The sequence below is a fragment of the Microbacterium sp. SCN 69-37 genome (assembly GCF_001724435.1).
Classification (GTDB): domain Bacteria; phylum Actinomycetota; class Actinomycetes; order Actinomycetales; family Microbacteriaceae; genus Microbacterium; species Microbacterium laevaniformans.
The window spans coordinates 65,590-89,518 of the sequence record NZ_MEEL01000031.1 but is presented as its reverse complement, the minus strand read 5'-3'; the positions used below and the strand labels follow the sequence as shown (position 1 = coordinate 89,518).

The 23,929-nt window shown below is 71.4% G+C and carries 21 protein-coding genes; 11 read left to right on the top strand and 10 right to left on the bottom strand.

Annotated features, from left to right (window positions below; all coding sequences use genetic code 11):
- Positions 1–213: 213 nt before the first annotated feature.
- Genes ABS64_RS09920 through ABS64_RS09910 form a run of 3 tightly spaced genes read right to left on the bottom strand, consistent with a single transcriptional unit; the run spans position 214 to position 3,067 of the window.
- The gene (locus ABS64_RS09920; RefSeq protein WP_036290829.1) at positions 214–1,080 is read right to left on the bottom strand and encodes a hypothetical protein; all 867 of its coding nucleotides are present in this window, start codon (positions 1,078–1,080) and stop codon (positions 214–216) included.
- Positions 1,077–1,733: a response regulator transcription factor gene (locus ABS64_RS09915; RefSeq protein ID WP_016464268.1), complete on the bottom strand. Its 657-nt coding sequence runs from the start codon at positions 1,731–1,733 to the stop codon at positions 1,077–1,079. Before ABS64_RS09915 ends, ABS64_RS09920 begins: the two co-directional genes overlap by 4 nt.
- Positions 1,721–3,067: a histidine kinase gene (locus tag ABS64_RS09910; protein WP_292683319.1), complete on the bottom strand. Its 1,347-nt coding sequence runs from the start codon at positions 3,065–3,067 to the stop codon at positions 1,721–1,723. The genes ABS64_RS09915 and ABS64_RS09910 overlap by 13 nt, the downstream gene beginning before the upstream one ends.
- 117 nt (positions 3,068–3,184) lie before the next feature.
- Between ABS64_RS09910 and ABS64_RS09905 the strand changes: the two genes are divergently transcribed.
- Positions 3,185–3,997, top strand: a complete 813-nt coding sequence (locus ABS64_RS09905) for a Cof-type HAD-IIB family hydrolase (RefSeq protein WP_292683317.1) — start codon at positions 3,185–3,187, stop codon at positions 3,995–3,997.
- Positions 3,998–4,023: 26 nt separating this feature from the next.
- Positions 4,024–4,854, top strand: a complete 831-nt coding sequence (locus tag ABS64_RS09900; RefSeq protein WP_292683315.1) for an aldo/keto reductase — start codon at positions 4,024–4,026, stop codon at positions 4,852–4,854.
- Between the two features lie 114 nt (positions 4,855–4,968).
- Here ABS64_RS09900 and ABS64_RS09895 read toward each other — a convergent pair whose 3' ends face one another.
- The 4 genes from ABS64_RS09895 to ABS64_RS09880 are packed head-to-tail and all read right to left on the bottom strand — an operon-like array spanning position 4,969 to position 7,314.
- Entirely contained in the window at positions 4,969–5,271 is a 303-nt protein-coding gene (locus tag ABS64_RS09895) for a hypothetical protein (protein WP_292683313.1), read from the bottom strand.
- 22 nt (positions 5,272–5,293) lie between these two features.
- Positions 5,294–5,512 carry a hypothetical protein gene (locus ABS64_RS09890; protein ID WP_036287559.1) on the bottom strand — a complete coding sequence of 73 codons (219 nt, stop codon included), beginning with the start codon at positions 5,510–5,512 and terminating at the stop codon, positions 5,294–5,296.
- A gap of 39 nt (positions 5,513–5,551) precedes the next feature.
- Entirely contained in the window at positions 5,552–6,520 is a 969-nt protein-coding gene (locus tag ABS64_RS09885) for a DNA-3-methyladenine glycosylase 2 family protein (protein WP_292683309.1), read from the bottom strand.
- Between the two features lie 56 nt (positions 6,521–6,576).
- Positions 6,577–7,314, bottom strand: a complete 738-nt coding sequence (locus tag ABS64_RS09880; RefSeq protein ID WP_036287543.1) for a winged helix-turn-helix domain-containing protein — start codon at positions 7,312–7,314, stop codon at positions 6,577–6,579.
- Positions 7,315–7,717: 403 nt separating this feature from the next.
- Here ABS64_RS09880 and ABS64_RS09875 point away from each other — a divergent pair, with 403 nt between their 5' ends.
- The 3 genes from ABS64_RS09875 (at position 7,718) to ABS64_RS09865 (ending at position 9,055) form a co-directional block, all read left to right on the top strand.
- Positions 7,718–8,299, top strand: coding sequence for a toxin (locus ABS64_RS09875; protein WP_292683306.1), 582 nt, complete (start codon positions 7,718–7,720; stop codon positions 8,297–8,299).
- Between the two features lie 56 nt (positions 8,300–8,355).
- Complete coding sequence (locus ABS64_RS09870; protein ID WP_061683618.1) at positions 8,356–8,667, top strand: GNAT family N-acetyltransferase; 312 nt, start codon at positions 8,356–8,358, stop codon at positions 8,665–8,667.
- A 97-nt stretch (positions 8,668–8,764) separates the two neighbouring features.
- The gene (locus ABS64_RS09865) at positions 8,765–9,055 is read left to right on the top strand and encodes a hypothetical protein (protein WP_292683303.1); all 291 of its coding nucleotides are present in this window, start codon (positions 8,765–8,767) and stop codon (positions 9,053–9,055) included.
- A 30-nt stretch (positions 9,056–9,085) separates the two neighbouring features.
- Here the strand turns inward: ABS64_RS09865 and ABS64_RS09860 are convergent, their stop codons facing one another.
- Entirely contained in the window at positions 9,086–9,889 is an 804-nt protein-coding gene (locus tag ABS64_RS09860; RefSeq protein WP_292683301.1) for an alpha/beta hydrolase, read from the bottom strand.
- Here ABS64_RS09860 and ABS64_RS09855 point away from each other — a divergent pair.
- From ABS64_RS09855 to ABS64_RS09840, 4 genes are all read left to right on the top strand, one after another.
- Positions 9,876–10,418 carry a hypothetical protein gene (locus tag ABS64_RS09855; protein WP_288120765.1) on the top strand — a complete coding sequence of 181 codons (543 nt, stop codon included), beginning with the start codon at positions 9,876–9,878 and terminating at the stop codon, positions 10,416–10,418. The genes ABS64_RS09860 and ABS64_RS09855 overlap by 14 nt on opposite strands.
- Before the next feature lie 103 nt (positions 10,419–10,521).
- A complete protein-coding gene (locus ABS64_RS09850; protein WP_292683297.1) occupies positions 10,522–11,988 on the top strand; it encodes an MFS transporter in 1,467 nt (488 codons plus the stop codon).
- Positions 11,989–12,041: 53 nt separating this feature from the next.
- Positions 12,042–13,190: an exonuclease SbcCD subunit D gene (locus ABS64_RS09845; RefSeq protein ID WP_292683294.1), complete on the top strand. Its 1,149-nt coding sequence runs from the start codon at positions 12,042–12,044 to the stop codon at positions 13,188–13,190.
- Positions 13,187–16,273, top strand: coding sequence for an SMC family ATPase (locus tag ABS64_RS09840; protein WP_292683292.1), 3,087 nt, complete (start codon positions 13,187–13,189; stop codon positions 16,271–16,273). Before ABS64_RS09845 ends, ABS64_RS09840 begins: the two co-directional genes overlap by 4 nt.
- Position 16,274: 1 nt before the next feature.
- Here the strand turns inward: ABS64_RS09840 and ABS64_RS09835 are convergent, their stop codons facing one another.
- Positions 16,275–17,243: a hypothetical protein gene (locus ABS64_RS09835; RefSeq protein WP_292683291.1), complete on the bottom strand. Its 969-nt coding sequence runs from the start codon at positions 17,241–17,243 to the stop codon at positions 16,275–16,277.
- Between the two features lie 231 nt (positions 17,244–17,474).
- Here ABS64_RS09835 and ABS64_RS09830 point away from each other — a divergent pair, with 231 nt between their 5' ends.
- Positions 17,475–18,062, top strand: coding sequence for a hypothetical protein (locus ABS64_RS09830; RefSeq protein ID WP_036287519.1), 588 nt, complete (start codon positions 17,475–17,477; stop codon positions 18,060–18,062).
- 88 nt (positions 18,063–18,150) lie between these two features.
- Here ABS64_RS09830 and ABS64_RS09825 read toward each other — a convergent pair whose 3' ends face one another.
- A complete protein-coding gene (locus tag ABS64_RS09825; RefSeq protein ID WP_292683288.1) occupies positions 18,151–20,220 on the bottom strand; it encodes an NAD(+) synthase in 2,070 nt (689 codons plus the stop codon).
- 75 nt (positions 20,221–20,295) lie between these two features.
- Here ABS64_RS09825 and ABS64_RS09820 point away from each other — a divergent pair, with 75 nt between their 5' ends.
- A complete protein-coding gene (locus ABS64_RS09820) occupies positions 20,296–23,859 on the top strand; it encodes a bifunctional RecB family nuclease/DEAD/DEAH box helicase (protein WP_292683286.1) in 3,564 nt (1,187 codons plus the stop codon).
- The last annotated feature ends 70 nt before the right edge of the window (positions 23,860–23,929 follow it).

The window sequence follows — 23,929 nt, the reverse complement described above, 5'->3', positions numbered from 1 at the left end:
CGACGGTGGGCCGGCCGTCCGAGAGGACGACCGGCCCTGCAATCCGTTGCACCACATTCGCAGGGGGAGAGTCCTGCGTCGCGTCCTCCGGCTCATGGAGTCGGTGTCCGGATTCGGCGATGACTCACGCTATAACGGCGAGGTCACGGTGGCGGGCTCGTCCGCCGAGTGCATATCGTTCGCATACCGTCCTGCCAGGAAACGGTCCCGTCCTCACGATCGCAGCGAGGCGAACCCTGCCGAGACCGTCAGGCTGACCCGCCGCGGCGAATCCGGATCCACGCGCAGACGGTTCTCCACGTCCCCGGCGGCGGCGTCGGTGGACACGGCGTAGGTCGCGTCGGGCAGCACGAGAGCGAGCCGGCCCGCGCTGAGGTCCGCCGTCAGAGTCCGGGGCGCGGACCCGGTGAGGCTGCCCTCGACGGACCCGGCGCTCAGCTTGAAGCCCGCGCGATCGACTCCGGCGAGATCCACGACGAGTCGCCCGGCGGAGACGTCCGCGGTGAGCGCTGCCGCTCGCCCCGACAGCTCCATCGATCCGGCGCTCACGGTGGCGTTCACCGTCCCGTACGTGCCCTGCACCCGCAGCGCGCCGGCGCTGAGCGTGAGATCGCCGTCGAGGGCGACCCGCTCCAGCGAACGGGGGAGGGTCAGCACCGCGGTGTCGCTGCGCCCGAAGGGGCGGATCGCGCTCCACCACGTACGCTGCGTCGTGACCACGAGCCGATCGCCGTCGCGACGCAGGCGCCAGTCCGCGACGGCACCGTCGACCTCCAGCGACGCGCGGTCGCCGCCGTAGACGATGCTCAGATCCGCGGCGGCCACGTCGACGGTGAGGGCGCGTACGTCCGCGGCATCCGCCGTCAGCGTGCCGCTGCCGCGCGCGGCGCCGGCGATCGCGCCGAGCGCCGAGGTGGCGAACGCGCCGAAGATCAGGGCGGCGCCGAGCGCGATCGTCAGAATCGCCACGACGCGGGCCGCCGGGCGTGGGCCGGTCGGACGCGGCGGTCCATCGGGACGGCCGGCGGATGGCCCGCCCGCGCCGGCGGTCGGCGGAGGCGGTGTGAGGGTGGTGGTCATCGGTTCGTTCCGTTCTCCCAGTGGATGAGGGCGGCCAGCACCCGTCGGTTGCCGTGTTCGTCCTGCTCGAGGTCGAGCTTTTGGAACAGCGAGGTGATGTGCTTCTCGACGCTCGCCTCGGTGACGAACAGCGTCTGTGCGATCGCCTGATTGCTCTTGCCTTCGGCGATCAGCGCCAGCACGCTGCGCTCGCGTTCGGTCAGCCGCTCCATGCGTGCGTCGCGTCCGCGGCGGGTGAGCAGCTGCGCGACCACTTCGGGGTCGAGGACGGTGGCGCCCGCGCCGATGCGTTCGACCGCATCGAGGAAATCGCCGACATCGGCCACGCGATCCTTCAGCAGGTAGCCCAGCGCCGCGGACTGCGTGCTGATCAGCTCGCCCGCATACCGCTCCTCGACGTATTGGCTGAGCACCAGCACGGCCACCTCCGGATGTGCGGCGCGCAGGTGCACCGCGGCGCGGATGCCTTCATCGGTGAACGTGGGCGGCAGGCGCACGTCGAGGATGCACAGATCCGGGGTGGAGGTGGCCACGGCATCCATCAGCGCCCCGGCGTCGGGGAGCGCGGCGACCACCTCGTGACCGGCGTCGTCGAGGAGGCGCACGAGACCCTCGCGCAGCAGGGTGGAATCCTCGCAGATCAGGATGCGCACGGCACACTCACCTCCAGAGCGGTCGGACCGCCGTGGGGGCTGTCGAGGCGGCTCACCCCGCCGGCTGCCGCGATCCGATGCGCGATGCCGTCGAGGCCGCCGCCGGGCAGCACGCGGGCACCGCCGACACCGTTGTCCTCGACGCGTGCCCAGAGCATCGGCGCGCCCTGATCGACGCCATCGCGTCGGCGCACCGTCACGCGCACCTCGCTGCCCCGCGAGTGCTTGGCCGCGTTGGTCAGCGACTCGGCGATGGCGAAGTAGACCGCGGCCTCGGCCGTGCGGCTGCACCGATTCGACGGGTCCCCGGAGGCATCGGGCAGACGCACGTCGAGGGTCACGGGGACGTGCGATCGTGCGGCCAGGGCGCTGAGGGCGGCATCCAGGCCCCGGTCGTCGAGGACGGAGGCGTGGATGCCGCGGGCCAGCTGGCGCAGCTCGGTGATCGCCGCCTTGGTCGAGGTGTGGGCTTCATCGATCAGCGCCTTGGCCGCGGCAGGATCGCTGTCGATCTTCTGCTGGGCCAGCCCCAGCATCATCCCCACCGAGACGAGTCGCGGCTGGACGCCGTCGTGGAGGTCGCGTTCGATGCGCGTGCGCTCCAGTTCGCCGGAGCGCACCGCGCTCTCGCGCTGCGTGCCGGCGGCGCGGGCCTGCTCCACGAGCACCGCTTCACGGCTCGGCACGAGGACCGCCCGGGTGAGCACCGCATGCAGGAGCGCGGCGCCGATCAACAGCGCGAGGCTGACGATGATGCCCACGATGCCGACCGGGACGGCCGCCTCGATGCCGATCTGCACGTCCGTGGCGGGGATGCGAGCGGCATCCTCGCCGATCAGTGGAGCGAACAGCAGCACCACGCTGGAGGACAGGGCGCCGACGATCGGCAGCACGACGAGCCCGAGGATCGTCGAGATGCCCGCCGAGGCGACGCCGCGCCACATCGGGCCGTCGGTGAACTGCTGCCAGAGGGTGCGCAGCCACCCGGTGAACCCGGGGTGGGCGCTGGGGCGTGCCGTCAGCGCGGGCAGGCCGTACTCGTAGAGGCCGTCGACCCGCGCGTATTCGAGCCATGCGGTGGCCCACGTCGCGTAGACGAACGCCACCAGGAACAACGCCCCGACCCCGAGAGCGGGAAGGAGCCCGACGCCGAGGCTCAACAGCAGCAGAAGCAGGCTGAAGATCGCGGTGCCCGCCAGCCCCATCGCCGCCAGCTGCGCGATGGCGCCGAGATGGGCGAGAAGTCCGATACGGCGGGCCGGCACCGTTGACGCAGGCGGCGGGGGTGCGGCGTGTGGCACGGATGCCGGGGGCAGGGCGGCGGTCTCTGACATGACTCCACGCTAGGGCGCGCCACGGCGCGGACGCAGGGAGCGGTCCCCCGAATCGGGGTGGGGTTATCCCCACCGGCCGGCTCCGCGCCGAGGGAGGGCGTGCGGAAGGATGGAGGCATGACCGTCCGCGACATCCGCCTGATCGCCGTCGACATGGACGGCACGCTGCTGCTGCCCGACGGGTCGGTGCCCGACGGGCTGTGGTCGCTGCTGGGGCGGCTGCGCGAGCGGGGCATCGCCTTCGCCCCGGCCAGCGGTCGCCAGCTGGCGACGCTGCAGCAGACGTTCGCCGCCGTCGACGGCGAGCTCGACTACATCGCCGAGAACGGAGCGTATGTCGTCCGCGGCGACGTCGAGGTCAGCTCGGACGCCGTCGACCCGGCGGTCGCGGCATCCGTCGTCTCGCGCCTGCGTGCCGCCGTCGCGGAGGGGACCCTCCGCGCCGGACTCGTGCTGTGCGGCAAGAGGTCGGCGTACGTCGAGGACACCACTCCTCGCTTCCTCGCGGAGGTTGAGAAGTACTACGCGCGTCGGGAGGTCGTGGCCGATCTTCTCACCGTGGACGATCAGATCCTCAAGCTCGCGATCTACGACCTCGACGGCGGCGAGGAGCACTCCGCGCCCGCGTTCGCCGATCTCGCCCAGACCCACCGGGTCGTCGTCTCCGGTCACCACTGGGTCGACATCATGAACGCGACCGTCAACAAGGGGGTCGCGCTGCGGGCGCTGCAGGAGGCGCTCGGTGTGACGGCCGAGCAGACCGCCGCGTTCGGCGACTACCTCAACGATCTCGAGATGCTCGGTGCCGCGCACTGGTCGTACGCCATGGCCGACGCCCACCCCGAGGTCGCGGCCGCCGCGCGGTTCCGGGCGCCCTCGAATGCGGATGCCGGGGTGCTGAGCGTCATCGAGGAGCTGATCGCACCGTGAGCGTGCGCCGGGCGTAGCGTGGAGGCATGGTCATGATCCCCACGGTCGCGCTCAACGACGGCACGTCCTTTCCCGAGCTCGGATTCGGCACCTACAAGCTGCAGGGCGAGGACGGTGTCGCCGCGATCGAGGCGGCCATCGGCGCGGGCTATCGCCTGCTCGACTCGGCCGTGAACTACGAGAACGAGACCGAGGTCGGCGAGGCGGTCCGCCGCAGCGGCATCCGCGACGAGCTCATCGTGACGACGAAGGTCCCGGGCCGCGACCACGGCTACGACCAGGCGATCCGCAGCGCCCACGCCTCCCTTGAGCGTCTCGGCCTGGAGCGCATCGATCTCTACCTCATCCACTGGCCGAACCCCAGCGTCGGCCGCTACGTCGAGACCTTCCGTGCCATGGTCGATCTGCAGAGCGACGGTGCGGTCGGCTCGGTCGGTGTTTCGAACTTCACGGAGCAGATGCTCACCCGACTGATCGAGGAGACGGGCGTGACCCCGGCCGTCAACCAGGTCGAGATGCATCCGTACTTCCCTCAGGCAGCGCTGCGCGCCTTTCACGCCGCTCACGGCATCCGCACCGAGAGCTGGAGCCCGCTGGCGCGGCGCAGCGAGCTGCTCGCCGAGCAGGTGGTCGCCGATGTCGCCGCCGCGCACGGGGTCACGCCCACCCAGGCCGTGCTGCGCTGGCACACCCAGCTCGGCTCGACCCCGATCCCGAAGTCGGCGACGCCGGCGCGTCAGCGTGAGAATGCGGATGTCTTCGGCTTCACGTTGACCGATGACGAGATGGCGGCACTCAGCTCCCTGGAGCGGGGTCGTCTGTGGGGCGGGGACCCCGAGACGCACGAGGAGATGTGAGCTTCCGCGCGAGCAGGCGGTCGCATCCCACGACGACATAGCCGACCGCGACGAGCCCCACGGTCAGCCCGCCGATCCACAACGCGACGCCGCCGACCCCGTGTTTCGCGACGTTCATGAACGGGTACGGCACGCTCGTGCCGCCCGCAAGCCGGCCCCGACCGCGCTGTAGGTGTACGCGAACGCGACATACGCGAACGGGATGAGCACCCACAGCAGCGGGTCGTGGCGGCGCAGATGACCCTTGGGGACGAACAGCGCCCAGTCGAGGATCGGCGTGACGATGTGGACGAGATCGTCGGTGAGCCAGTTGGGACTCGCCGTCCACAGCCCCGACACGCGGGCGATGCCGATCACGATCACGAGCGCCGCCACGGCGCGGTAGCCGAAGGCGAGGATGCGTGAGCGCGCGATCATTCGCTCATGTGAGGGCTCACGCTCACAGTTGCGCGCCGTCGTCCCACGGGTCCTCGAGCTCAGGCGTGCGTCCGCGCCACGATTCGTACGCGATGAGCCAGCCGATCGAGACGATCACGGCCAACAGCACGCCGAGCAGCACGTTCTGCATGATGAGTCCGAACAGCACTCCCGCGCCGAGCAGCACCACGGTTCCGATCAACCAGCCGATGCGGCCGCGTGGCCATCCTCTGTGGGTCATGGCACCAGCGTAGAAGGTCGGCCCGGGATCGCCGCCCGATCACCGCCCGCGGTGGTCCTCCGGTGCGAAGCGGGGACCGCGGCGCGGTTCGAGCCGGCCGCTCAGCCCGATCAGTCTGATCACGCGCTGGCGGTGCCCGCGCCAGGGCTCCAGCAGCTCGAGCATCCCGTCGTCGTCGACGCGGCGACCGGTCAGGGCGTAGCCCACCTGGTGGGAGAGGTGGTAGTCGCCGATGCTGACGGCATCGGGATCGCCGAAGGCGCGGATGCGCATCTCCGCGCTGGTCCACGCCCCGATGCCGCGGAGGCTCGTCACGGCGCTGTCGGCGGATGCCGGGTCGCGAGCGGCCCGCTCGATCGAGGCGCGCCGGGCGGCCGCCTGCACGATCGTCTGCGACTGCGGCGGTTCGAGTCCGGCGCGGTGCCACGTCCAGCTCGGGATGAGGTGCCAGTCGGCCGGCGGGGCGAACATCGGCCGGGGCGTCGGGCCGGGTGCGCGCTCGCCGCACCAGGTGAGGATCATCCGCCAGGCGCCGAAGGCCTGCAGCCCCGTCACCTTCTGCTCGAACACGGCGCTGATCAGCGCGTCGAAGACGAGGTCGGTGCGACCGAGCCGCAGATCGCCGTGCCGGTGATGGGTATCGGAGATGAGCGGATGCCGGTGGGGTTCGAAACCGTCGGGGTCGTCGTCGGCGCCGCACAGTCGCGGCAGCTGCTCCAGCGCCCAGGCGGCGCCGGTACCCCAGGCCGCGGCACGGACGCGGTCGCGTTCGATGCGCAACGCCAGGGTCGCGACACCCGCGGGCGTGCGCGTGGCCCGCCAGATCACGCCCTGGTGCTCGAGCTGCGACGGATCATGCGCGCCGCGCTGCTGCGGTCGTACGGCGCGCGCGACGTCGGTGAGCACGCGCGGCCGGTACTCGCTTTCGATCGGCCGCGGCGACGGAGGACGCGGGTCGCGCGTCGCCGGCGGCACCGTGCGCGGCGGCATCCTCTCCCGCGTGCTCATGCCGTCACCCTATGTCAGGGCCTCCGACATCACGACGCGAGTGGCGTGGACGCGGATCAGAAACGGTCGGGCGAGGGTGTGCCGTGGCCGTAGCGGATGACGACATCGGCGTGGCGGTCGAAGCGGTATCCGATGCCGCGGACAGTGCGGACGATGTCCTCATAACGGCCGAGCTTGGAGCGCAGGCGCCGCACGTGCACGTCGATCGTGCGTTCACCGGGTGCCTCGTCGGCGTCCGCGTGGCTCCACAGCGACGAGACGAGCTCGGTGCGCTCGATGGTGCGGCCCTCACGGAGCACGAGATACTGCAGCAACTCGAACTCCTTGAACGTGAGCTGCGCGGTCTCGCCCTCGATGTGCACGCGGCGGCGGGAGATGTCGATCGTCACCCCTCCGGGCACGTGGTCGTCCTCCGGCTCGTCCTGCTTCGTGCGGGCGACGGCGCTCGGCTCGTGGAGCGCGAGGCGCACGACGTCGACGTCGCGGCCGCCGGCGGACGCGGGCGCCAGGGCGACGGTGGCATAGGTCTCGGCGTGGGGGGCGAGTTCGCCGAGCGTGCGGCGCAGAGCTTCGACGAGCGTGGAGAGCGAGACGCCGTCTGCCGCCGCCTTCGCCTCGTCGATGCCGACGTAGAGAGCGAAGCCGCGCGGCGCGGTGCCGACCGGGACGGTGCCGGCGGCGGGGGTCGCCGTGCTCGCGGCCGGGGCGGCCACGGCGGGACGCTGCGGCACGTCGGAGACGGCGCGCAGGTGACGGACGGGAGCGGGCGAGGCGAGAAGAGCGGTGTTCGACACGGGAATGTCCTTCGGGGCGGAACCCGGGGCGTGCGGCCCAGGAGCGGGTTCGGGTGTGTGTTGCGTGAGGCCCGGTGCGAGATCAGCATCGGATGGGATGCGAGGGCCTGTGCGAGACAGCCGGCGTTCGCGTTGTGCGCGGCGCGGTGCTCGGGGGGTGGCAGTCGGCTGACGGAGGTCGGTCAGCGACGGCGGGCGCACCCGGCGGGGTTCACCGTCAGTGGCACATTCGGCAACACATGGCAACGCGCGGCATCATCATGATGCCGGCATGTCCGTTCGCCTCCAGGGCGGACAGAGTGCGTGCGTTGTCAGTCATGGGCCTGATTATGACGAATCGCGTCGTGATGTGTCAAACCGCACGGATGCCGCCGTCACAAGATGACGGAATGTGACAGAGTGCATGGTCGTGAACGCCCCGACGACGCCGCCCGCCCGCATCCGCATCGTCGGGACCTCAGGCTCGGGCAAGTCGCGGCTGGCGGAGGACGTCGCGGCGCGGATGCATATCGCCCGGCTCGAACTGGACGCTGTGTTCTGGGATGCGGGGTGGACCTATCGCAACCTCGAGGAGGCTCGGGGACGCGTGCGAGCGTTCCTCGCCGCGCACCCCGAGGGGTGGGTCGCGGACGGCAACTGGAACTCACGGCTGGGCGGTCTCATGGAGCCTGGTACCGCCGGCGGGGCCGACGTCGTGGTGTGGGTCGACCACCCGCGTCGCGTCGTGATGTGGCGGGTGCTCCGGCGAACCCTTCGTCGCGGCATCCTGCGCGAAGAGCTCTGGCACGGCAACCGCGAGAGCGTGCGCTCGTGGCTGAAATGGGAGCCGGAGGACAACATCATCCGCTGGGCCTGGACGAGCTATCCGGGCATGCGCCGGCGGATGGAGGCACGGATCGCCGCGGGCGACCCCGTGCTGCGGCTGCGGGGCCAGCGCGAGGTCGACGACTGGGTGCGCTCGCTTGCCGCCGGTCCCGCGGCGTAGCCCCGCACCCGTCCCATCTCCGCCCCGCCCCCTGCGCCCCGGCGTAGCGTAGAGATATGACAGAAACCGCCGACGAGCTGTCGTTCAGCAATGAGCCCGACGCGTCGCGCTACACGCTGCGCCGAGGGGAGCAGATCGTGAGCGCGCTGGACTACCGCGACGACGGCCGCACCGTCGCGATGACGCGGGCGTACACCGTGCCGACTTTCCGGGGTCACGGCTACGCGGCAGAGGTCGTCTCCCGGGCCGTCGACGACGTCGCCGCTCGAGGCGATCGCGTCATCAGCCCGGTGTGCTGGTATGTCGCCGACTGGTTCGCGGCGCATCCCGAGCGCCGGTCGCTGCTGGCGCCGCCGCGGACCGCCTGAGCCGTCATCGCCTACCTCCTCGGCGCCGGCGCCGTCAAGGGTCTGGTCGGTCGCCGCGCGGCCCCGCACAGTGGGACGACCGAGGTGAGGAGAGCCCATGAGCACCGAGCGAGACGAACTCCCGGACGGCGTGATCGATGCCGAGCCGTCGGGAGGCGGGGAGAGCGCGCCGACGCAGGACGAGCCCCGTCTCGAGCTTCATGAGACATCGGATCAGGAGCGCTTAGACGGACTGATCGCCCAGCTGCGCGCCGACGTCGGTGGGCAGAACGCCGCCACCGTCGACGAGGCCGTTCGCGGTCGCCTCGCCGAGACGGGGGTTCCCGCCGAGGAGGAGGTCATTCTCGCGCTGATCGCCGAGCTCGCAGCGGACGAATCCGCGGACTGAGCGCACGCGGCGGGCGCCCGTCGACGCGCGTCACTGCTCCGACAGCCACCGGCCCAGCTCCCGGGCAGTCGGTTCCGCCGTGCGGATGAGCGTCTCGTGACGGTGGCCCTCGACGACGAAGCCGCGCGAGTCCGGGATGGCGGCGACGACCTCATCGAACCACTCGGGGGGAACGACGACGTCGGATTCGCCCCGCACCACGAGGGTGGGTGCCGAGACCCGAGCGTAGGTGGCTTCGGGGCGGTGGGTGAGCATCGCCCGCATCTTGCGCCGGAGGTTCGGTCCCGCCCGCATATACTCGCGGGCACCCAGCAGCAGCACCTTCGGGCTTTCTCCCCAGAGATCGCGCGCCAAGCGCCACAGCTGACGTAGCGCGCGGCGGCGATGGCGGTCGACGGTGGGGGCGACCAGGACGAGGCGGTCGACCGTGTCGGGGTGTCGGGCCGCGGTTTCGGCGACGACCTGCGTGCCCATCGAGTGCCCGAGCAGCACGACCGGACCGCGTCCCAGATGGCGCAGATACGCCGCGACGAGGTCGGCCATGCGCTCGATCGTGGGCGTGCGCGTCGGCTCCGGGGCGTCGCCGTAGCCGGGCAGGTCCAGGGCCACCACGAGCGCTTCGTTCTCCAGGTGGCGCACCAGATCTGCGAACACCTTGCGGCCCATGCCGATCCCGTGCACCAGCACCACCGTGCACGCCGACGCGGCATCGCCGCGACGCTCCGCCACGACGCTCGCGCCGCCGTGTGCGAAAACCTCGATGCGCCCGGCATCGGTGGGCACGCCCGTGATCTCGTCGATCGCGCGATCGACGGCATCCGTGCTGACCGCCATGCACGAGTGGACGGGCGTGAGCGCGGTCGCCTCGACGACGTCGCTGAGCGTGCAGGAGCGCACGGTCACCGCGCGTGTCGTCGCCGCCGACCGCGGCGACGTCGCCGGAACCGTCACGTTCACGGGGCAGGCCGCCACCTCCGCGCTGGTGCGCGCCAGCGCGTGGTCGGTGCAGGTGCTCGTCTCGCGCGGCGGGGCGAGCGTCGTCGTCCCCGCGGGAATCCGCACCGTCACGGCGCAGTACGACGGCTACCGCGATCAGCTCGTGCAGGTGTCGAACTCCGATGCGGTCACGCTGGCCGACGTCGTCGTGACCCCGGACCCCGAGCCCTCGCCGGTCCCCACCGACGGCACGAGTCAGAGCGGCACGGGTCAGACCGGCACGGGTCAGAGCGACCCCGGCGCGGCCTCGCTGGCCACGAGCGGTCAGAGCCCGGTGCTGATCACGGCGGCGAGCATGCTCGCAGCGCTGCTGCTGGTAGCCGGAGCCGTCCTGCTGATCGGACGCCGCCGCATCCGAAACGGCTGAGTCCGCACCCACCGCGACGGGCGGCTCGGAGACGGTCTCCGAGCCGCCCGTCCGCTGTGTCGTGGGACGGTGGCCACGCGTGAGGGGGCGATAACGTGGACGGATGACCAGTCCGGGTACCGCGAGCATCTCCCTCGACGGCGGGCAGCGCTGGCGCGCGTTCTGGGTCTGCGTATCCGTCGCGGCGCTGACGATCCTCGATCTGAGCAAGGTGAACGTCGCGCTGCCCTCGATCGAGAAGGCGCTGGGGGCCGGTTCGACCCAGCTGCAGATCGTCGTCTCCGGCTACGTGCTCATGTTCGGTCTCGCGCTCGTGCCCTTCGGGCGGCTCGGCGATCAACGCTCGCGCAAAGCCCTGTTCCTCGTCGGGTTGAGCCTGTTCCTCGTCACCAGTGTCGTCTGCGCCCTGGCGCCCACGATCGAGGTGCTGATCGCTGCCCGCCTCGTCCAGGGCCTCGCCGCCGGCATCCAGATGCCGCAGGTGCTGGGAACCATCCAGCAGATCTTCGTCGGCAAGGAGCGCGGTCGCGCCTTCGGACTGTTCGGAGCCACGATCGGTGTCGCCACTGCGATCGGCCCCACCTTCGGTGGCCTGATGATCGCCGTCGGCGGGGTGCAGGACGGCTGGCGGTGGATCTTCTGGATCAACGTGCCGCTGTGTGCACTGGTCATCGCCGGCGTGCTGGGCCTGCTCCCGCGAACGCGTCGATCGACGCCCGGTCGCCTGCAGCTGGACCCGGTGGGTCTCGTGCTGCTCGCGTTCACGATCGTGACCCTCATGTGGCCCTTCCTCTTCACGACCGGCGCCCCGACCGACGATCCCCGCCGGTGGTGGAGCCTCGTGCTCTTCGTCGTCTTCGTGACCGCGTTCACCTGGTGGGAGCGGCGGTACGCGGCATCCGGTCGTTCACCTCTCGTGCCGTTCTCCCTCTTCTCGATCTCGTCGTTCCGCAACGGCACCCTCGTCGTGACTACCTACTTCACGGCGATCCCGGCGATGTTCCTGCTGACCACGCTGTTCCTGCAGATCGGCATCGGCACCGAGCCCGTCTTCGCCGGCATGGTGTCCATCGGCTTCGCCGTGGCCAGCGCCATCACCGCGTGGTTCGGCGGCTCGCTCGTCGCGCGGCTCGGGCGCCCCCTCGTGGTCGGCGGGCTGATCGTGGTGCTCGTGAGCGTCGTCGCCCTCGCGATCGTCGCGTACACGGTGCCGGCCGGAGTCGTGGAGTACGCCATGGCGGGGGTCATGGTCCTCGCCGGTGCCGGCGCCGGCTTCGTCGTCGCGCCGAACCAGACGCTCACCCTCGCCGAGATCCCGACGCGCGAGGGGGGCCTCGCCGGTTCGGTCGGCCAGCTCGGCCAGCGCGTCGGCACGGCAGTGGGCACCGCGATCGGGCTCTCGCTGTTCTACTCGACGGTCTATCGCGAGAAGGACGGCGGGGGCGACGCGCTCGCGGTCTTCCACGATGCGTACGCCTACGGCATGGTGGCCGTCGGCGTCTTCCTGGGCATCGCGCTGCTGATTGGAGTGATCGACCTCGGCGCGCGGCGCAGAGCGGCCCAGGACTGAGCCCACCCGCGGGCCTTCCGTGCGATGTCGGCGGCTGCGCCTACCGTGGAGCCATGCGCATCCTGCATACCTCCGACTGGCACATCGGGCGGACCTTCCACGGTCATTCGACGCTCGATGCGCTGCGGGGTGTGCTCGAGACGCTCACCGAACAGGTCCGCACCCACGCGGTCGACGTCGTCATCGTGGCCGGCGACGTCTTCGATTCCGCGACGCCGGCCGCCGCCTGCTACACGCTGCTGTCCGAGACGCTGCGGGCACTGGCCGACACCGGCGCGCAGGTCATCGTCACCAGCGGCAACCACGACTCCGCGGCGCGGCTCGGCTTCCAGGCGGCGCTGCTGCGCGACGGCATCCACGTGCGCACCGACCCGGCGGCGATCGGCGAGCCGATCACGGTGTCGGACGAGCACGGTCCGGTGCACTTCTACGGCATCCCTTACCTCGAACCCGCGCTCGTGCGTGCGGTGTGGCCCGGGGTGCGTACGCAGGCCGATGCGCTTCGCCGTGCGATGGACGTCGTCCGCGTCGACCACGCCTCCCGCGGCGGACGGACGGTGGCGATCGCGCACTGCTTCGCGGCCGGCGTCGAGCCCACCCCGCACCTCGAGCGCGATATCCAGCAGGGCGGTCTCGATGTCGTGCCCCTGTCTGCCTTCGACGGTGTGGACTACGTCGCCCTCGGTCACATCCACGGTCGCCAGAAGCTGGCTGAGCATGTGCGCTACGCCGGCGCGCCGCTGCACTACAGCTTCGGTGAAGGGCACAAGCCGCGCGGGTCGTGGCTCATCGAGATGGATGCCGAGGGAGCGTCGGAGGCGGTGTGGGTCGAGCTGCCGGTTCCTCGACGCCTCGTCACCCTGCGCGGGCCGTTCGAGGAGATCCTGGCCGCGACCTCGTCCGACGATGCTCGCGACGCGTGGGTCAGCGTCGAATACACCGATGATCTTCCGGTGCGCGATCCGCTGCGACGGCTGCAGCAGCGCTTTCCGTACTGCGCCAAGGTCGTGCACGTGCCGGACGTCGCACGCCACAGCGATGGGCGGGGCTACACCGATCGTGTCCGGGCCGCACGCAGCGACCTCGAGCTGTTCGATGCGTTCCTGTCACATGTGCGTGACGGCGAGGGGCTGACGGAGCGAGAGCGCGAGGTGCTGCGTGACGTGCTCGAGGAGCGCGTCGTCGTCGAGGCGTTGGCATGAAGCTCCACCGTTTGGAGCTCACCGGCTTCGGGCCCTTCCGTGACACGCAGGTCGTCGACTTCGACGCGTTCGATGCCGACGGACTCTTCCTGATCTCCGGGCGCACCGGCACCGGCAAATCGAGCATTCTCGACGGGGTCAGCTTCGCCCTGTATGGCAGCGTGCCCCGCTACGACGGCGGGGAGAAGCGTCTGCGCAGCGACCACGCGGATCTCTCCGACCCGACCGAGGTGCGATTGGAGTTCACCGTCGGCGCGCGACGCTGGCGCGTGACGCGGGCGCCGGAATACGACCGCCCCGCCAAGCGCGGGGGCGGATTGACGACGGAGCCGCCGCGGGCGGAGCTGGAGGAGCTGGTCGAAGGAAGATGGGTCGGGCGCGCGGCGAAACCGCGCACGGTCGGCGAGGCTCTCGGCGAGATCCTCGGTCTGAACGCGCAGCAGTTCCAGCAGGTGATCCTTCTGGCGCAGAACAAGTTCTCGCGGTTTCTGCTCGCCTCCGGTGAGGAGCGCCAGGGCCTGCTGCGCACGCTCTTCGGTACGCGTCGATTCGAGCAGTACCGTGATGAGCTCGATAGCCGGCGCCGAGAGGCGGAGACGGCTCTGGCCGCTGTCGACTCGCGTGCGCGCACGCTCGTCGAGGAGGGTGAGAGGCTGGCCCGAGCTCACGATCTCGATATCCGCGAGGCGCAGGACGGCGCCGGCGACCTCGCTGACGAGCACGCGGGCGGATCGGAGCTTGCAGCGCACCCCGACCCTCGGCGCGCGGATCCCGCGCCGGCGCCCGTGGCGACCCGTCGCGAGGATCTCGCGCGGGCGCACCGCCGCGCGCGGTACCGCGTCGAACAGGCGGAGTTCGCGCGCACGGCGACCGAGGAGCGTTTCGCCGCCGCGGCCGCCGCGCACGCCGCGGTCGTGGCCGCCGCGGCGCGCGCGCAGGAGCGACAGACGCTGCGCCACCGCCTCGGTGAACTCGAGGCCCGCGCCGACGAGATCGCACGTGCGCGCCGCCGGCTGGATGGCGGGCGTGCCGCCGCGGTGCTGCGCGCCCCTCTCGACTCTCTCGAGCGTGCCGAGCGCGCTGCGGCGGCGGCGGCGCACGACGCCGACACGGCTCGGGATCGGTGGCGTGCGGGCCGCACGGACGCTTCAGCCGACGCCGCTCGCGCGGTCGAGCAGCTCACCGGTGATCTCGCCCGGTGGGAGATCGCAGCCGCTCAGGAGCGGGACCTCGTCGCGCGTCGGGTCGAGCACGAGGCTGCGATCGCCGCGATCGTGGCGCGCGAGCACGACCTCGCGGACATCGATGACCGCCGCGCCGCCCGTCCCGCCGAGCGTGCCCAGATCGACGCCGAGATCGCCGCCGTGTCGGTCGCCGCGGCGCGTCTCGACGATCTGCGTGCCGAACACCTGCGTCTGCGCGAGGTCGTCGCTGCGGCCCACCGTGCCGACGACCTCGCGGCCGCGCTCGCCGCGGCCGAGGCTGCGTACGCGACGGCGCTGACGGACTCCGAGGCCGCGTCGGCTGCGCTCGGTGCGCTGCTGCGTCGACGTGTCGCCGGCGTCGCGGCGGAGCTTGCGGCCGCGCTCGTTCCCGGGGAGCCGTGCCCGGTCTGTGGCTCCCCCGAGCATCCCCACCCCTCGCCGCCCGCCGACGAGCCCGTCACCGATGACCTGCTGGTGGCGGCCGAGCGCGCGCGAGACGAGGCGTCCGTCGCCGAGGCCGACGCGCGCGAGCGTGCCGGTCTCGCACGGGAAGCTGTCGCTGCGGCCCGCATCGCCGCCGGCGGCCTCGACGGAGCCGCGGCCGAGGAGAGGCTCGCCGCCACGTCCGCGGCGCAGGCCGAGGCCGAGCGTGCGGCCGCGGAACTCGCCGGCCTCTCGCAGCGCCGCGCGCGTGCCGAGCAGGCCGCCGCGGCCGACGACGAGCGGCGCGCGGCGTGCGTCGAACACCTCGCGACGGCGCGCGAGCGTGCCCGCGCGGCCGAGTCCGACATCTCCCGCCTCGACGCGGTCGTCACCGCGGCGCGCGGGTCGTTCGCGACGGTGGCGGCGAGAATCGACGCCGTCGCCGAGGAGCGCGATCGGGCGCGCGCGGTCGTCGTGGCTGATGCCGCACGTGATGAGCGCGCTCGTGCGCACCTCGACGCCCGACAGGAACTCGACGCGCTGCTCGCGGCCTCCGGTTTCGACGATCTCGACGCGGCCCGGGCGGCGCTCATCTCCGACGAGGAGATCGAGGGGATCGACATCGCGATCGCCGACCATGCGGCGCAGCTGTCGGCGACGCGCTCTCGACTTCTCGAACTCGAACTCGACGCCGGCGGCGATGACCCCTCCGCCGGCGATGTCGACGCCTCCCGTCAGACGGTGGAGATCGCCGATGCCGCGCGCACCGATGCGATCTCCGCTCACGCCGGCGCCGTCCGCACGGCCGAGGCGCTCCAGGATCTGCTGCAGCAGGTCGACCGTGCCCTGGCGGAGGTGCAGGAGAGCGCCGACGAGGCCGCCGCCGTGATCCGTCTGGCCGACAGTGTGGCCGGGCGGGCGCCGAACACGATGCGGATGGACCTCGAGACCTTCGTGCTGGCCGCCGAACTGGAGGAGATCGTCGCGGCTGCCAACGTGCGTCTGGCGGAGATGTCGTCGGGACGCTACACCCTGCACCACTCCGACGCCCGTGCCGCGCGCGGGCGCGCGTCGGGCCTGGGCCTCGACGTGCTCGACGCGCACACCGGCCGGCGGCGTCCGCCGCAGTCGCTGTCCGGCGGCGAGACCTTTCTCGCCTCGCTCGCCCTCGCGCTCGGTCTTGGAGAGGTCGTCACGGCCCGGGCCGGCGGCATCCGTCTGGACACGCTCTTCGTCGACGAAGGCTTCGGATCGCTCGACCCCGAGACACTCGAACTCGCTCTGCGGACTCTCGACGACCTGCGCGCGGGCGGGCGTACCGTCGGTGTCATCAGCCACGTCGAGGCGATGAAGGAGCAGCTGCCGGCCCAGCTGCTGGTCGCATCGACGCCGGAGGGCCCGAGCGTCATCCATCAGGATGCCGCTCGAGCCCCCGTGGTCAAACGCGCGCGGTGACCTACTGCAGGTAGGTCCGCGCAGAGGTCAGGATCTCACCGTAGAGCGTGCGCAGCATGTCGGCGGAGCTCTCGTCGGCTCCCACGCTGGTGATCGTCTGCTGCACGAGGTCGTCGATTCCCGCCTCGCCGGTCGTGAGCAGCGTCTCGCCGATGAGGATCAGCGTTTCGTCGGGGAGGACCTGCTCGATGATCTCGGGCGTCGCCGTCGGGTCGACCTCCGTGAGGATCTGGTTGACCTTCGGGCGGACATCGGCGATGAACTGCTGCTGCGCCGCCGACTCCGTCGCCGTTGCAGAATCGTCGCCCTCGCCGGGCAGGATGTCGCCGGGGCTGACCTCGACGGAGGGGATGGGCGTCGGGGTGCTCATCATCTCGTCGATCGATGAGCCCGCCGAGGAGACGCCGACGAGGATGATCGACCAGATGAGAGCGAACGAGCCGATCGTCGCGCCCACCAGCGACAGCACGAGGGCCGTGATGCTGAGGGGCTTTCCGCCGTAGCGCTTGCCCGCGAGCCCGACGACGGAGAAGATGAAGCCCGCCAGCAGCAGCAGACCGCCGATCAGCACGGCCACCAGACCCACCCACGGCACCGGCACGATGCCGATGATGCTGAGGAGCGTGCCCCCGGCGGCGAGGCCGAGTGCCGTCCACGCGATGGCCTTCGAGCGCGTGTCGGGCACCGGCGGGCCCGAGGGTGCGAGGTACGGCGGGGTCGGCGCGCCGTAGGGGGCGGTGGGTGCGCCGTAGGGCACGGTGGGCTGGCCGGCCGCGGGCGGGAGAGGGGGCGCCGTCGGTGCGACGTAGGCATCCCCGTAGCCGCCGGTCGGGGCGGGTGCGGCAGGCGGGGCTGCGGGCGGGTAGACCTCGGTGGGGGTGGAGTCCACCGCGTCGGGAGCGACCGCGTCGGGGACGTCGGCGGCCGAGCCGTCCGGATCCTGAGGATTCGTGGGCGGGGGTGTCGACATCTGTTCTTCCTTCGTTTTGTCCGATCATCGCGGGGCCTGGTCCGGGAGACGTCGGCGTGGCGGCGGTATGTCGACCCTATCGACTCACTGTGACTTTGTTCTCGGTGAGCTGTCCGCGACGTTTCTCACGTCGCATCCGCTGACCGCGACAGGCCATCCTGAGACAGGATGGGAGCACGCGGCATCCCGCCGGTGCGAGCACGCGGCGGGACGCCCGATGAAAGGGACGCCATGACACTCACCTCGGTTCTGCTCGACACTCCGCCCTCGGTGGCCGCGCGACTCGGCTGGGACCCGGCCACGACCGTCCACGATCGTCGCCGCATTCTCGCGAAGGAGCTCATTGCCGCTCGCCTCGGCTGTGACGTGAACGACATCCGTATCGAGCGCGAGGCGCCGCGCGGCTTCGGCTACCACACGCGCCTGATCGCCTCGCGTGACGGTGAGGAGCTGCCGATCGCCATCGTCACGGCGAGCTTCCGCGCCGCGACGATCGTCGCCATCTGCGACCCGGGCCTTCCGCTGGGCATCGACATCCGTGACATGACACCGGAACCCGCCGACATCCGCTTCATGCAGAAGCACTCGCACCTGTTCGACCCGGACAACATCCCCGACCTGCTCCAGCACTGGGTGCGGGTGCAGGCGGTGCTCGAGGCCGACGGTCGCGGGGTGCGCGTCGCGCCCGACAACGTGCGGCTGGACATGGGGCGGCTGAAGGGATGGATCCCGGACCGCAACATGAAGTACACGCTCGTCGACGCCTCGCGCGACAGCTGGGTGATCACGATCGCGATCGGAACCCTTCCCGCGGCCTGAGTCCCGTGTTCATCCGTCCCTTGCTGCCGCATCCGACGGGGTGAAGCGACCACAGCGGACGGATGAACGCCGCGGGGCGCGGGTGGGCTCAGGCGGCCGGGAACGCGCGGTCGAGCTCGGCGAGCCACACCGCGGCGTTGCCGTCGCTGGGCGCTCGCCAGTCGCCGCGCGGCGAGAGCGACCCCGACGGAAGCACCTTCGGCCCGTTGGGGATCGCGGTGCGCTTGAACTGCGCGAAGCCGAAGTAGCGCGTCAGGAACACCCGCAGCCAGCGCACGATCGTCTCGCGGTCGTAACCGTAGCGGTCGGATGCCGGGAAGCCCGGCGGCCACGCCCCGGCATCCGCGTCGCGCCACGCGTGCTCGGCGAGGAAGACGATCTTCGAAGGGCGCAGACCGTAGCGCAGCACGTGGTACAGCGCGAAGTCGTGCAGCGCGTACGGGCCGATCGTGTCCTGCGTGGACTGGACCTTGCCGTCCTGACCCGCCGGGACCAGCTCCGGGCTGATCTCCGTGTCCAGCACCGCCTGCAGCACGTCCTTCGCCGCCGGCGACAGGCTCGTGCCGTCATCGTCGGCATGCGCGATGACCCAGCGGATGAGGTGCTGGATGAGGGTCTTGGGCACCCCGGCGTTCACCGCGTAGTGGCTCATCTGGTCGCCCACGCCGTAGGTCGCCCATCCGAGGGCGAGCTCGGAGAGGTCGGAGGTGCCGACGACGAAGCCGCCGTTCTGATTCGCGAGGCGGAACAGGAAGTCGGTGCGCGCCCCGGCCTGCACGTTCTCGAACGTCACGTCGTACACGGGCTCGCCGTTCGCGAAGGGGTGTCCGATGCCCGTCAGCAGCTCGGTGGCCATCGGCCGGATGTCGATCGTCTCGATGGAGGCGCCGATGGCCTCGGCCAGGGCGATGGCGTTCGACTTCGTGTGATCGCTCGTCGCGAATCCCGGCATCGTGTAGGCGAGGATGTCGCTGCGCGGGCGACCCATGCGGTCCATCGCCCGCGCGACGACGAGGAGGGCGTGCGTCGAATCGAGGCCGCCGGAGACGCCGATCACGGGCTTCGGTGACCCGATCGCGCGCATCCGCTGCTCGAGCGCGGACACCTGGATGTTGAACGCCTCGTAGCAGTCCTGGTCGAGTCGTGCCGGGTCGTCGGGCACGAAGGGGAAGCGGTCGAGCGGGCGACGCAGGCCGATGTCGGATGCCGGGGGATCGACCGTGAACGACACCGTGCGCATCGGCGCCGCTGCCGGGGCGACCGCGCGGCGGTTGTCGTCGAACGTGCCCTGGCGAAGGCGGTCCTGGCGGATGCGGTCGAGGTCGATGTCGGCGACGGCGCTGCGCGGGCCGTCCGGGAAGCGCTCGGTTTCGGCCAGGAGGGCGCCCGACTCGTAGATCATCGTCTGTCCGTCCCACGACACGTCGTTGGTCGACTCGCCCAGGCCCGCGGCCGCGTAGACGTAGGCGGCGATGCAGCGGAACGACTGAGACTTCGCGAGAAGGTGACGATCATCGGCCCGCGCGACGGTGATCGGGCTGCCGGAGAGGTTCAGGAGCACGGTCGCACCGGCGAGAGCGGCGGTGGACGACGGCGGCACGGGCACCCACATGTCCTCGCACACCTCCGCGTGGACCACCAGGCCCGGCACGTCGTCCGCGGCGAACAGCAGGTCGGTGCCGACGGGCACCTCCTGGCCGACCAGCACGGTGGATTCCGGGGCATCCGTTCCGGCCGCGTACCAGCGGGCCTCGTAGAACTCGCGATAGGTCGGCAGATAGCTCTTCGGTGCGACGCCGAGCACGCGGCCGCCGTGGATGATCACCGCGCAGTTGTAGAGGCGTGGCCCCAGCCGCAGCGGTGCGCCGACGACCAGCAGCGGACGCAGCTGCTGCGAGGCCGAGACGAGGGTGGCGATGGCGGCGTGGACGGCGTCGAGCACGGCATCCTGCATCACGAGGTCGTCGATGGCGTATCCGGTCAGGCAGAGCTCCGGGAAGACGGCGACGGCGACGGCATCGTCGCTGAGCGCGCGGGCCGCGTCGATGACCGCCTCGGCGTTTCGCGCCGGGTCGGCGATCGCGACGGGGATCGTACAGGCGGCGACCCGGGCGAACCCGTGCCGATAGACGCTCTCGAACGGCAGGTTCTCGCTCACCCCTCCAGTCTGGCAGGTGCGCCGGCGCTGGGCGATGTCGGCGGCGCCGACTAGCGTCGAAGGCGGAAGGGTGACATGCGATACATCGAGGACACCGGCGACGGCGCGCGCATCGTCTGGAGCGCGAGCGATTTGAAAGCAGCCGCCGAGTGCGAGTTCGCGTGGCTGCGTGCGATCGACGCCAAGCTCGGACGGGTGCCGGCGGTCGTCGAACCCGAAGACCTCACCCTCGAGCGCGCCGGTCGGCTCGGCACCCAGCACGAGCTGCGCCAGCTGGAGGCCTACCGCGCGCAGTATCCCGGACGTGTCGTGGAACTGCCCGAGACGCGATCGTCGGATGCCGCGGCCGTCGCGGCTGCGGTGGCCGCGACGACGGCGGCGCTGGCCGACCCCGCCGTCGCGGTCATCTATCAGGCGGTGTTCGCCACCGAGGAGTTCGTCGGATTCGCCGACTTCCTCGTGCGCGACGACCCCGCTCGCCCCGCGGATACCGCCGCCAACCCGTGGGTCGTGCAGGACACCAAACTCGCGCGTCACGCACGCGTGACGGCGTTGATGCAGCTTGCGGCATATGCCGACCAGCTCGACCGGCTGGGAGTGCCGCGCAGCAGCCGTGTGGAGTTGCTGCTCGGCGACGGCACGACCTCGACGCACGCCGTCAGCGACCTCCTGCCCGTCTTCCGGTTGCGCAGGCAGCGACTGCGGGCGCTCGTCGCCGACCGCGACATCGCGGCGGGCGCCACGGGCGCTCCGATCGCGTGGGGAGACGACCGGGGTGAGCTCAGGATCGTGGCGTGCGGCCGATGCGCGACCTGCGATGCGGAGGTCGTCGCCCATCGCGACCTGCTGCTCGTCGCGGGGATGCGACCCGTGCAGCGTGACCGGCTGCGGGCCGCCGGCATCCATACCATCGACGACCTGGCCGCCGCGAGCGCGCCTCCCGAGCGGATGTCGGGTGACACGTTCGCCGGCCTGCGTACGCAGGCGCGCCTGCAGCTGGACAGCCCGGCGGGCGGCGTGGGGGAGACGGCAACCGCGGCCGCGCCGCCGGTGCCGACCTTCGAGGTGGTCTTTCCGAAGGCGATCGGAGCGCTGCCCCGGCCCGACCGCGGCGACCTCTTCTTCGACTTCGAGGGAGACCCGCTCTACACCGAAGCCGCCGACGGGGTGGGAGCGATGTGGGGCATCGACTACCTGTTCGGCTGGGTCGACGACGACGAGCAATACGCGGCGCTGTGGGCGCATTCCTTTGCCGACGAGAAGCGGGCGCTCGAGGATTTCCTGGATGTGGTGGCGCTGCGCCGGCGCGCCCACCCCGGAATGCACATCTACCACTACGCGCCGTACGAACCGACGCATCTGCTGGCGATGGCCGCCCGCTACGGTGTGCGCGAGGCCGAGGTCGACACGCTGTTGCGTGAGGGCGTCTTCGTCGACCTCTACCCGATCGTCCGGCGCGCCCTTCGCGTGGGATCGCGCTCGTACTCGATCAAGAAGCTCGAGCCGCTCTACATGGGCGCCGAGGTGCGCACCAGCGACGTGCAGCGCGGCGACGACTCGATCGTCAAGTATGTCGAGGCGCGCGAGCTGATGGACGCGGGGGCGGACGCCGCGGGAGCGGCGATTCTCGACGATCTCGCCGACTACAACCGCTACGACTGCGTCTCGACCCGGCGCTTGCGCAACTGGCTGGTTGAGCGGGCCCGGGAGTCCAAGCTCCTGCCCTCGGCCGACGTCGACGCCGCAGAGCGTCCCTACGAACCCTCCCCGCGTGCCGATGCGCTCACGCGGATGGCGGGCGCTGCCGAGAGGGACGATGCCCCCGATGTGGCCGCGGTCACCGCGCTCAAGCTCGCCGCCGCGGCGATCGACTACTACCCCCGCGAGGCGAAGACCTTCTGGGCGACGCACTTCCTGCGGCTGCGTGAGCCCGTCTCGATCTGGGAGGACACCCGCGACGTCGTCGTCTTCGATCACGATCGGTGCCGAGTCCTGAGCGACTGGCACGTACCGGAGGGCGGACGCGTCCAGCGTCGCGTGATCGAGCTGCGCGGCGATCTCGCGCCGGGCACGAAGCTGTCCGCGGGGGGCGCGGTCTTCCTGCTGTACGAGCTGCCGACACCGTTCCCGGTCGACGCCAGCCCGCGATGGATCCACGCTGCACGTTCGGTCCGCGTCGTCGACGTCCTCGATGACGGCATGGTCGTGGAGGAGAACTCCATTCAGGGGTTCACCTGGCAGGAGCTGCCGATCGCCTCCACGCCGCCCGCGCCGCCGCAGGCCGGGTCGCAACAGGCGGCCATCGACCAGTGGGCCGACGCGATCATCCAGGCTGCGCCCCTGCGCTCGGCGGACTTCCCGTTCGACCCCGCGACCGACCTGCTGCTGCGCAGAGTCCCGCGCACGCGCTCGGGTACGCTCGCGCGCGGCGACGGCGACGGCGACGCGGTCGACGAGATCGCCCGCGCGGTCGACGACCTCGACCGCAGCTATCTGGCCGTGCAGGGTCCGCCGGGCACCGGCAAGACCTATGTCGGCTCGCACGTGGTTGCACGGCTCGTCCGCGAGAAGGGATACCGCGTCGGTGTCGTGGCGCAGTCGCACGCGGTCGTGGAGAACATGCTCGCGCGCATCGTCGATGCGGGCGTGCCGGGTGAGCGCGTCGCGAAGGCGACGAAGGGCACGGCATCCGGCGCCGAGAGCTTCACCGTCATCGCGAAGGACGGCTACGCGGCGTTCGCCGCAGCCCACCCGGAGGGTTTCGTCATCGGGGGCACGGCGTGGGACCTGAGTCACGCCGGGCGCGTGCCCCGCGCGAGCCTGGACCTGCTCGTCATCGACGAAGCGGGACAGTTCTCGCTCGCCTCCACCATTGCGGTGTCGGTCGCGGCACCGCGTCTGCTGCTGCTCGGCGATCCGCAGCAGTTGCCGCAGGTGAGCCAGGGAACCCACCCCGAGCCGGTCGACACCTCCGCGCTCGGATGGGTGATGGACGGTGCCGCCGTCGTCCCTGACGACCGGGGCTTCTTCCTCGCGCAGACCCGGCGCATGCGCCCCGAGGTCGCCGGTCCCGTTTCCCAGCTCTCCTACGAGGGACGACTCGCTGCCCACCACTCCACCTCGGCTCGTCGCCTCGAGGGGGTCGCGGCCGGCGTCGTTCCGGTGGCGCTGACGCATGCGGGCAACGCCACGCAGTCGCCGGAGGAGGCCGACGCCGTCCTCGCCCTCGCCCGCGATCTGCTCGGTCGGGCGTGGACACCGTCCGCGCATGTGCCGCCGCGACCGCTCACGGCAGCGGATCTGATCGTCGTCACGCCGTACAACGCGCAGCAGGTGCTCGTCGAGTCCGTTCTGGCGGACGCCGGGCTCGGAGAGATCCCGGTCGGAACCGTCGACAAGTTCCAGGGCCAGGAGGCGGCCGTCGCGATCGTGTCGCTCGCGGCATCCAGCGGTCGTGATGCACCCCGAGGACTCGAGTTCCTGCTGCTGCAGAACCGTCTGAACGTGGCCGTCTCGCGAGCCGAGCACACCGCGTTCGTGGTGTACGGCACGGGCTTGCTCGACGACCTGCCCCGCACCCCCGACGGAGTCGCCCGGCTCAGCGCCTTCGCCCGTCTCGTCGGCGCGGACGCGCCGTAGACTCGGCGTACCGCTCGAGGCTCACCGGTCGCGTCCCGCCGGACGATGCCTCCGCGACGCGGCGAACAGG

Bases quoted from the DNA above. Each gene is read 5' to 3' on its own strand.
- ABS64_RS09920 (WP_036290829.1), bottom strand. From the start codon at position 1,080: ATGACCACCACCCTCACACCGCCTCCGCCGACCGCCGGCGCGGGCGGG.
- ABS64_RS09910 (WP_292683319.1), bottom strand. From the start codon at position 3,067: ATGTCAGAGACCGCCGCCCTGCCCCCGGCATCCGTGCCACACGCCGCA.
- ABS64_RS09905 (WP_292683317.1), top strand. From the start codon at position 3,185: ATGACCGTCCGCGACATCCGCCTGATCGCCGTCGACATGGACGGCACG.
- ABS64_RS09900 (WP_292683315.1), top strand. From the start codon at position 4,024: ATGGTCATGATCCCCACGGTCGCGCTCAACGACGGCACGTCCTTTCCC.
- ABS64_RS09895 (WP_292683313.1), bottom strand. From the start codon at position 5,271: ATGATCGCGCGCTCACGCATCCTCGCCTTCGGCTACCGCGCCGTGGCG.
- ABS64_RS09890 (WP_036287559.1), bottom strand. From the start codon at position 5,512: ATGACCCACAGAGGATGGCCACGCGGCCGCATCGGCTGGTTGATCGGA.
- ABS64_RS09885 (WP_292683309.1), bottom strand. From the start codon at position 6,520: ATGAGCACGCGGGAGAGGATGCCGCCGCGCACGGTGCCGCCGGCGACG.
- ABS64_RS09875 (WP_292683306.1), top strand. From the start codon at position 7,718: ATGGTCGTGAACGCCCCGACGACGCCGCCCGCCCGCATCCGCATCGTC.
- ABS64_RS09870 (WP_061683618.1), top strand. From the start codon at position 8,356: ATGACAGAAACCGCCGACGAGCTGTCGTTCAGCAATGAGCCCGACGCG.
- ABS64_RS09865 (WP_292683303.1), top strand. From the start codon at position 8,765: ATGAGCACCGAGCGAGACGAACTCCCGGACGGCGTGATCGATGCCGAG.
- ABS64_RS09860 (WP_292683301.1), bottom strand. From the start codon at position 9,889: ATGGCGGTCAGCACGGATGCCGTCGATCGCGCGATCGACGAGATCACG.
- ABS64_RS09850 (WP_292683297.1), top strand. From the start codon at position 10,522: ATGACCAGTCCGGGTACCGCGAGCATCTCCCTCGACGGCGGGCAGCGC.
- ABS64_RS09845 (WP_292683294.1), top strand. From the start codon at position 12,042: ATGCGCATCCTGCATACCTCCGACTGGCACATCGGGCGGACCTTCCAC.
- ABS64_RS09840 (WP_292683292.1), top strand. From the start codon at position 13,187: ATGAAGCTCCACCGTTTGGAGCTCACCGGCTTCGGGCCCTTCCGTGAC.
- ABS64_RS09835 (WP_292683291.1), bottom strand. From the start codon at position 17,243: ATGTCGACACCCCCGCCCACGAATCCTCAGGATCCGGACGGCTCGGCC.
- ABS64_RS09830 (WP_036287519.1), top strand. From the start codon at position 17,475: ATGACACTCACCTCGGTTCTGCTCGACACTCCGCCCTCGGTGGCCGCG.
- ABS64_RS09820 (WP_292683286.1), top strand. From the start codon at position 20,296: ATGCGATACATCGAGGACACCGGCGACGGCGCGCGCATCGTCTGGAGC.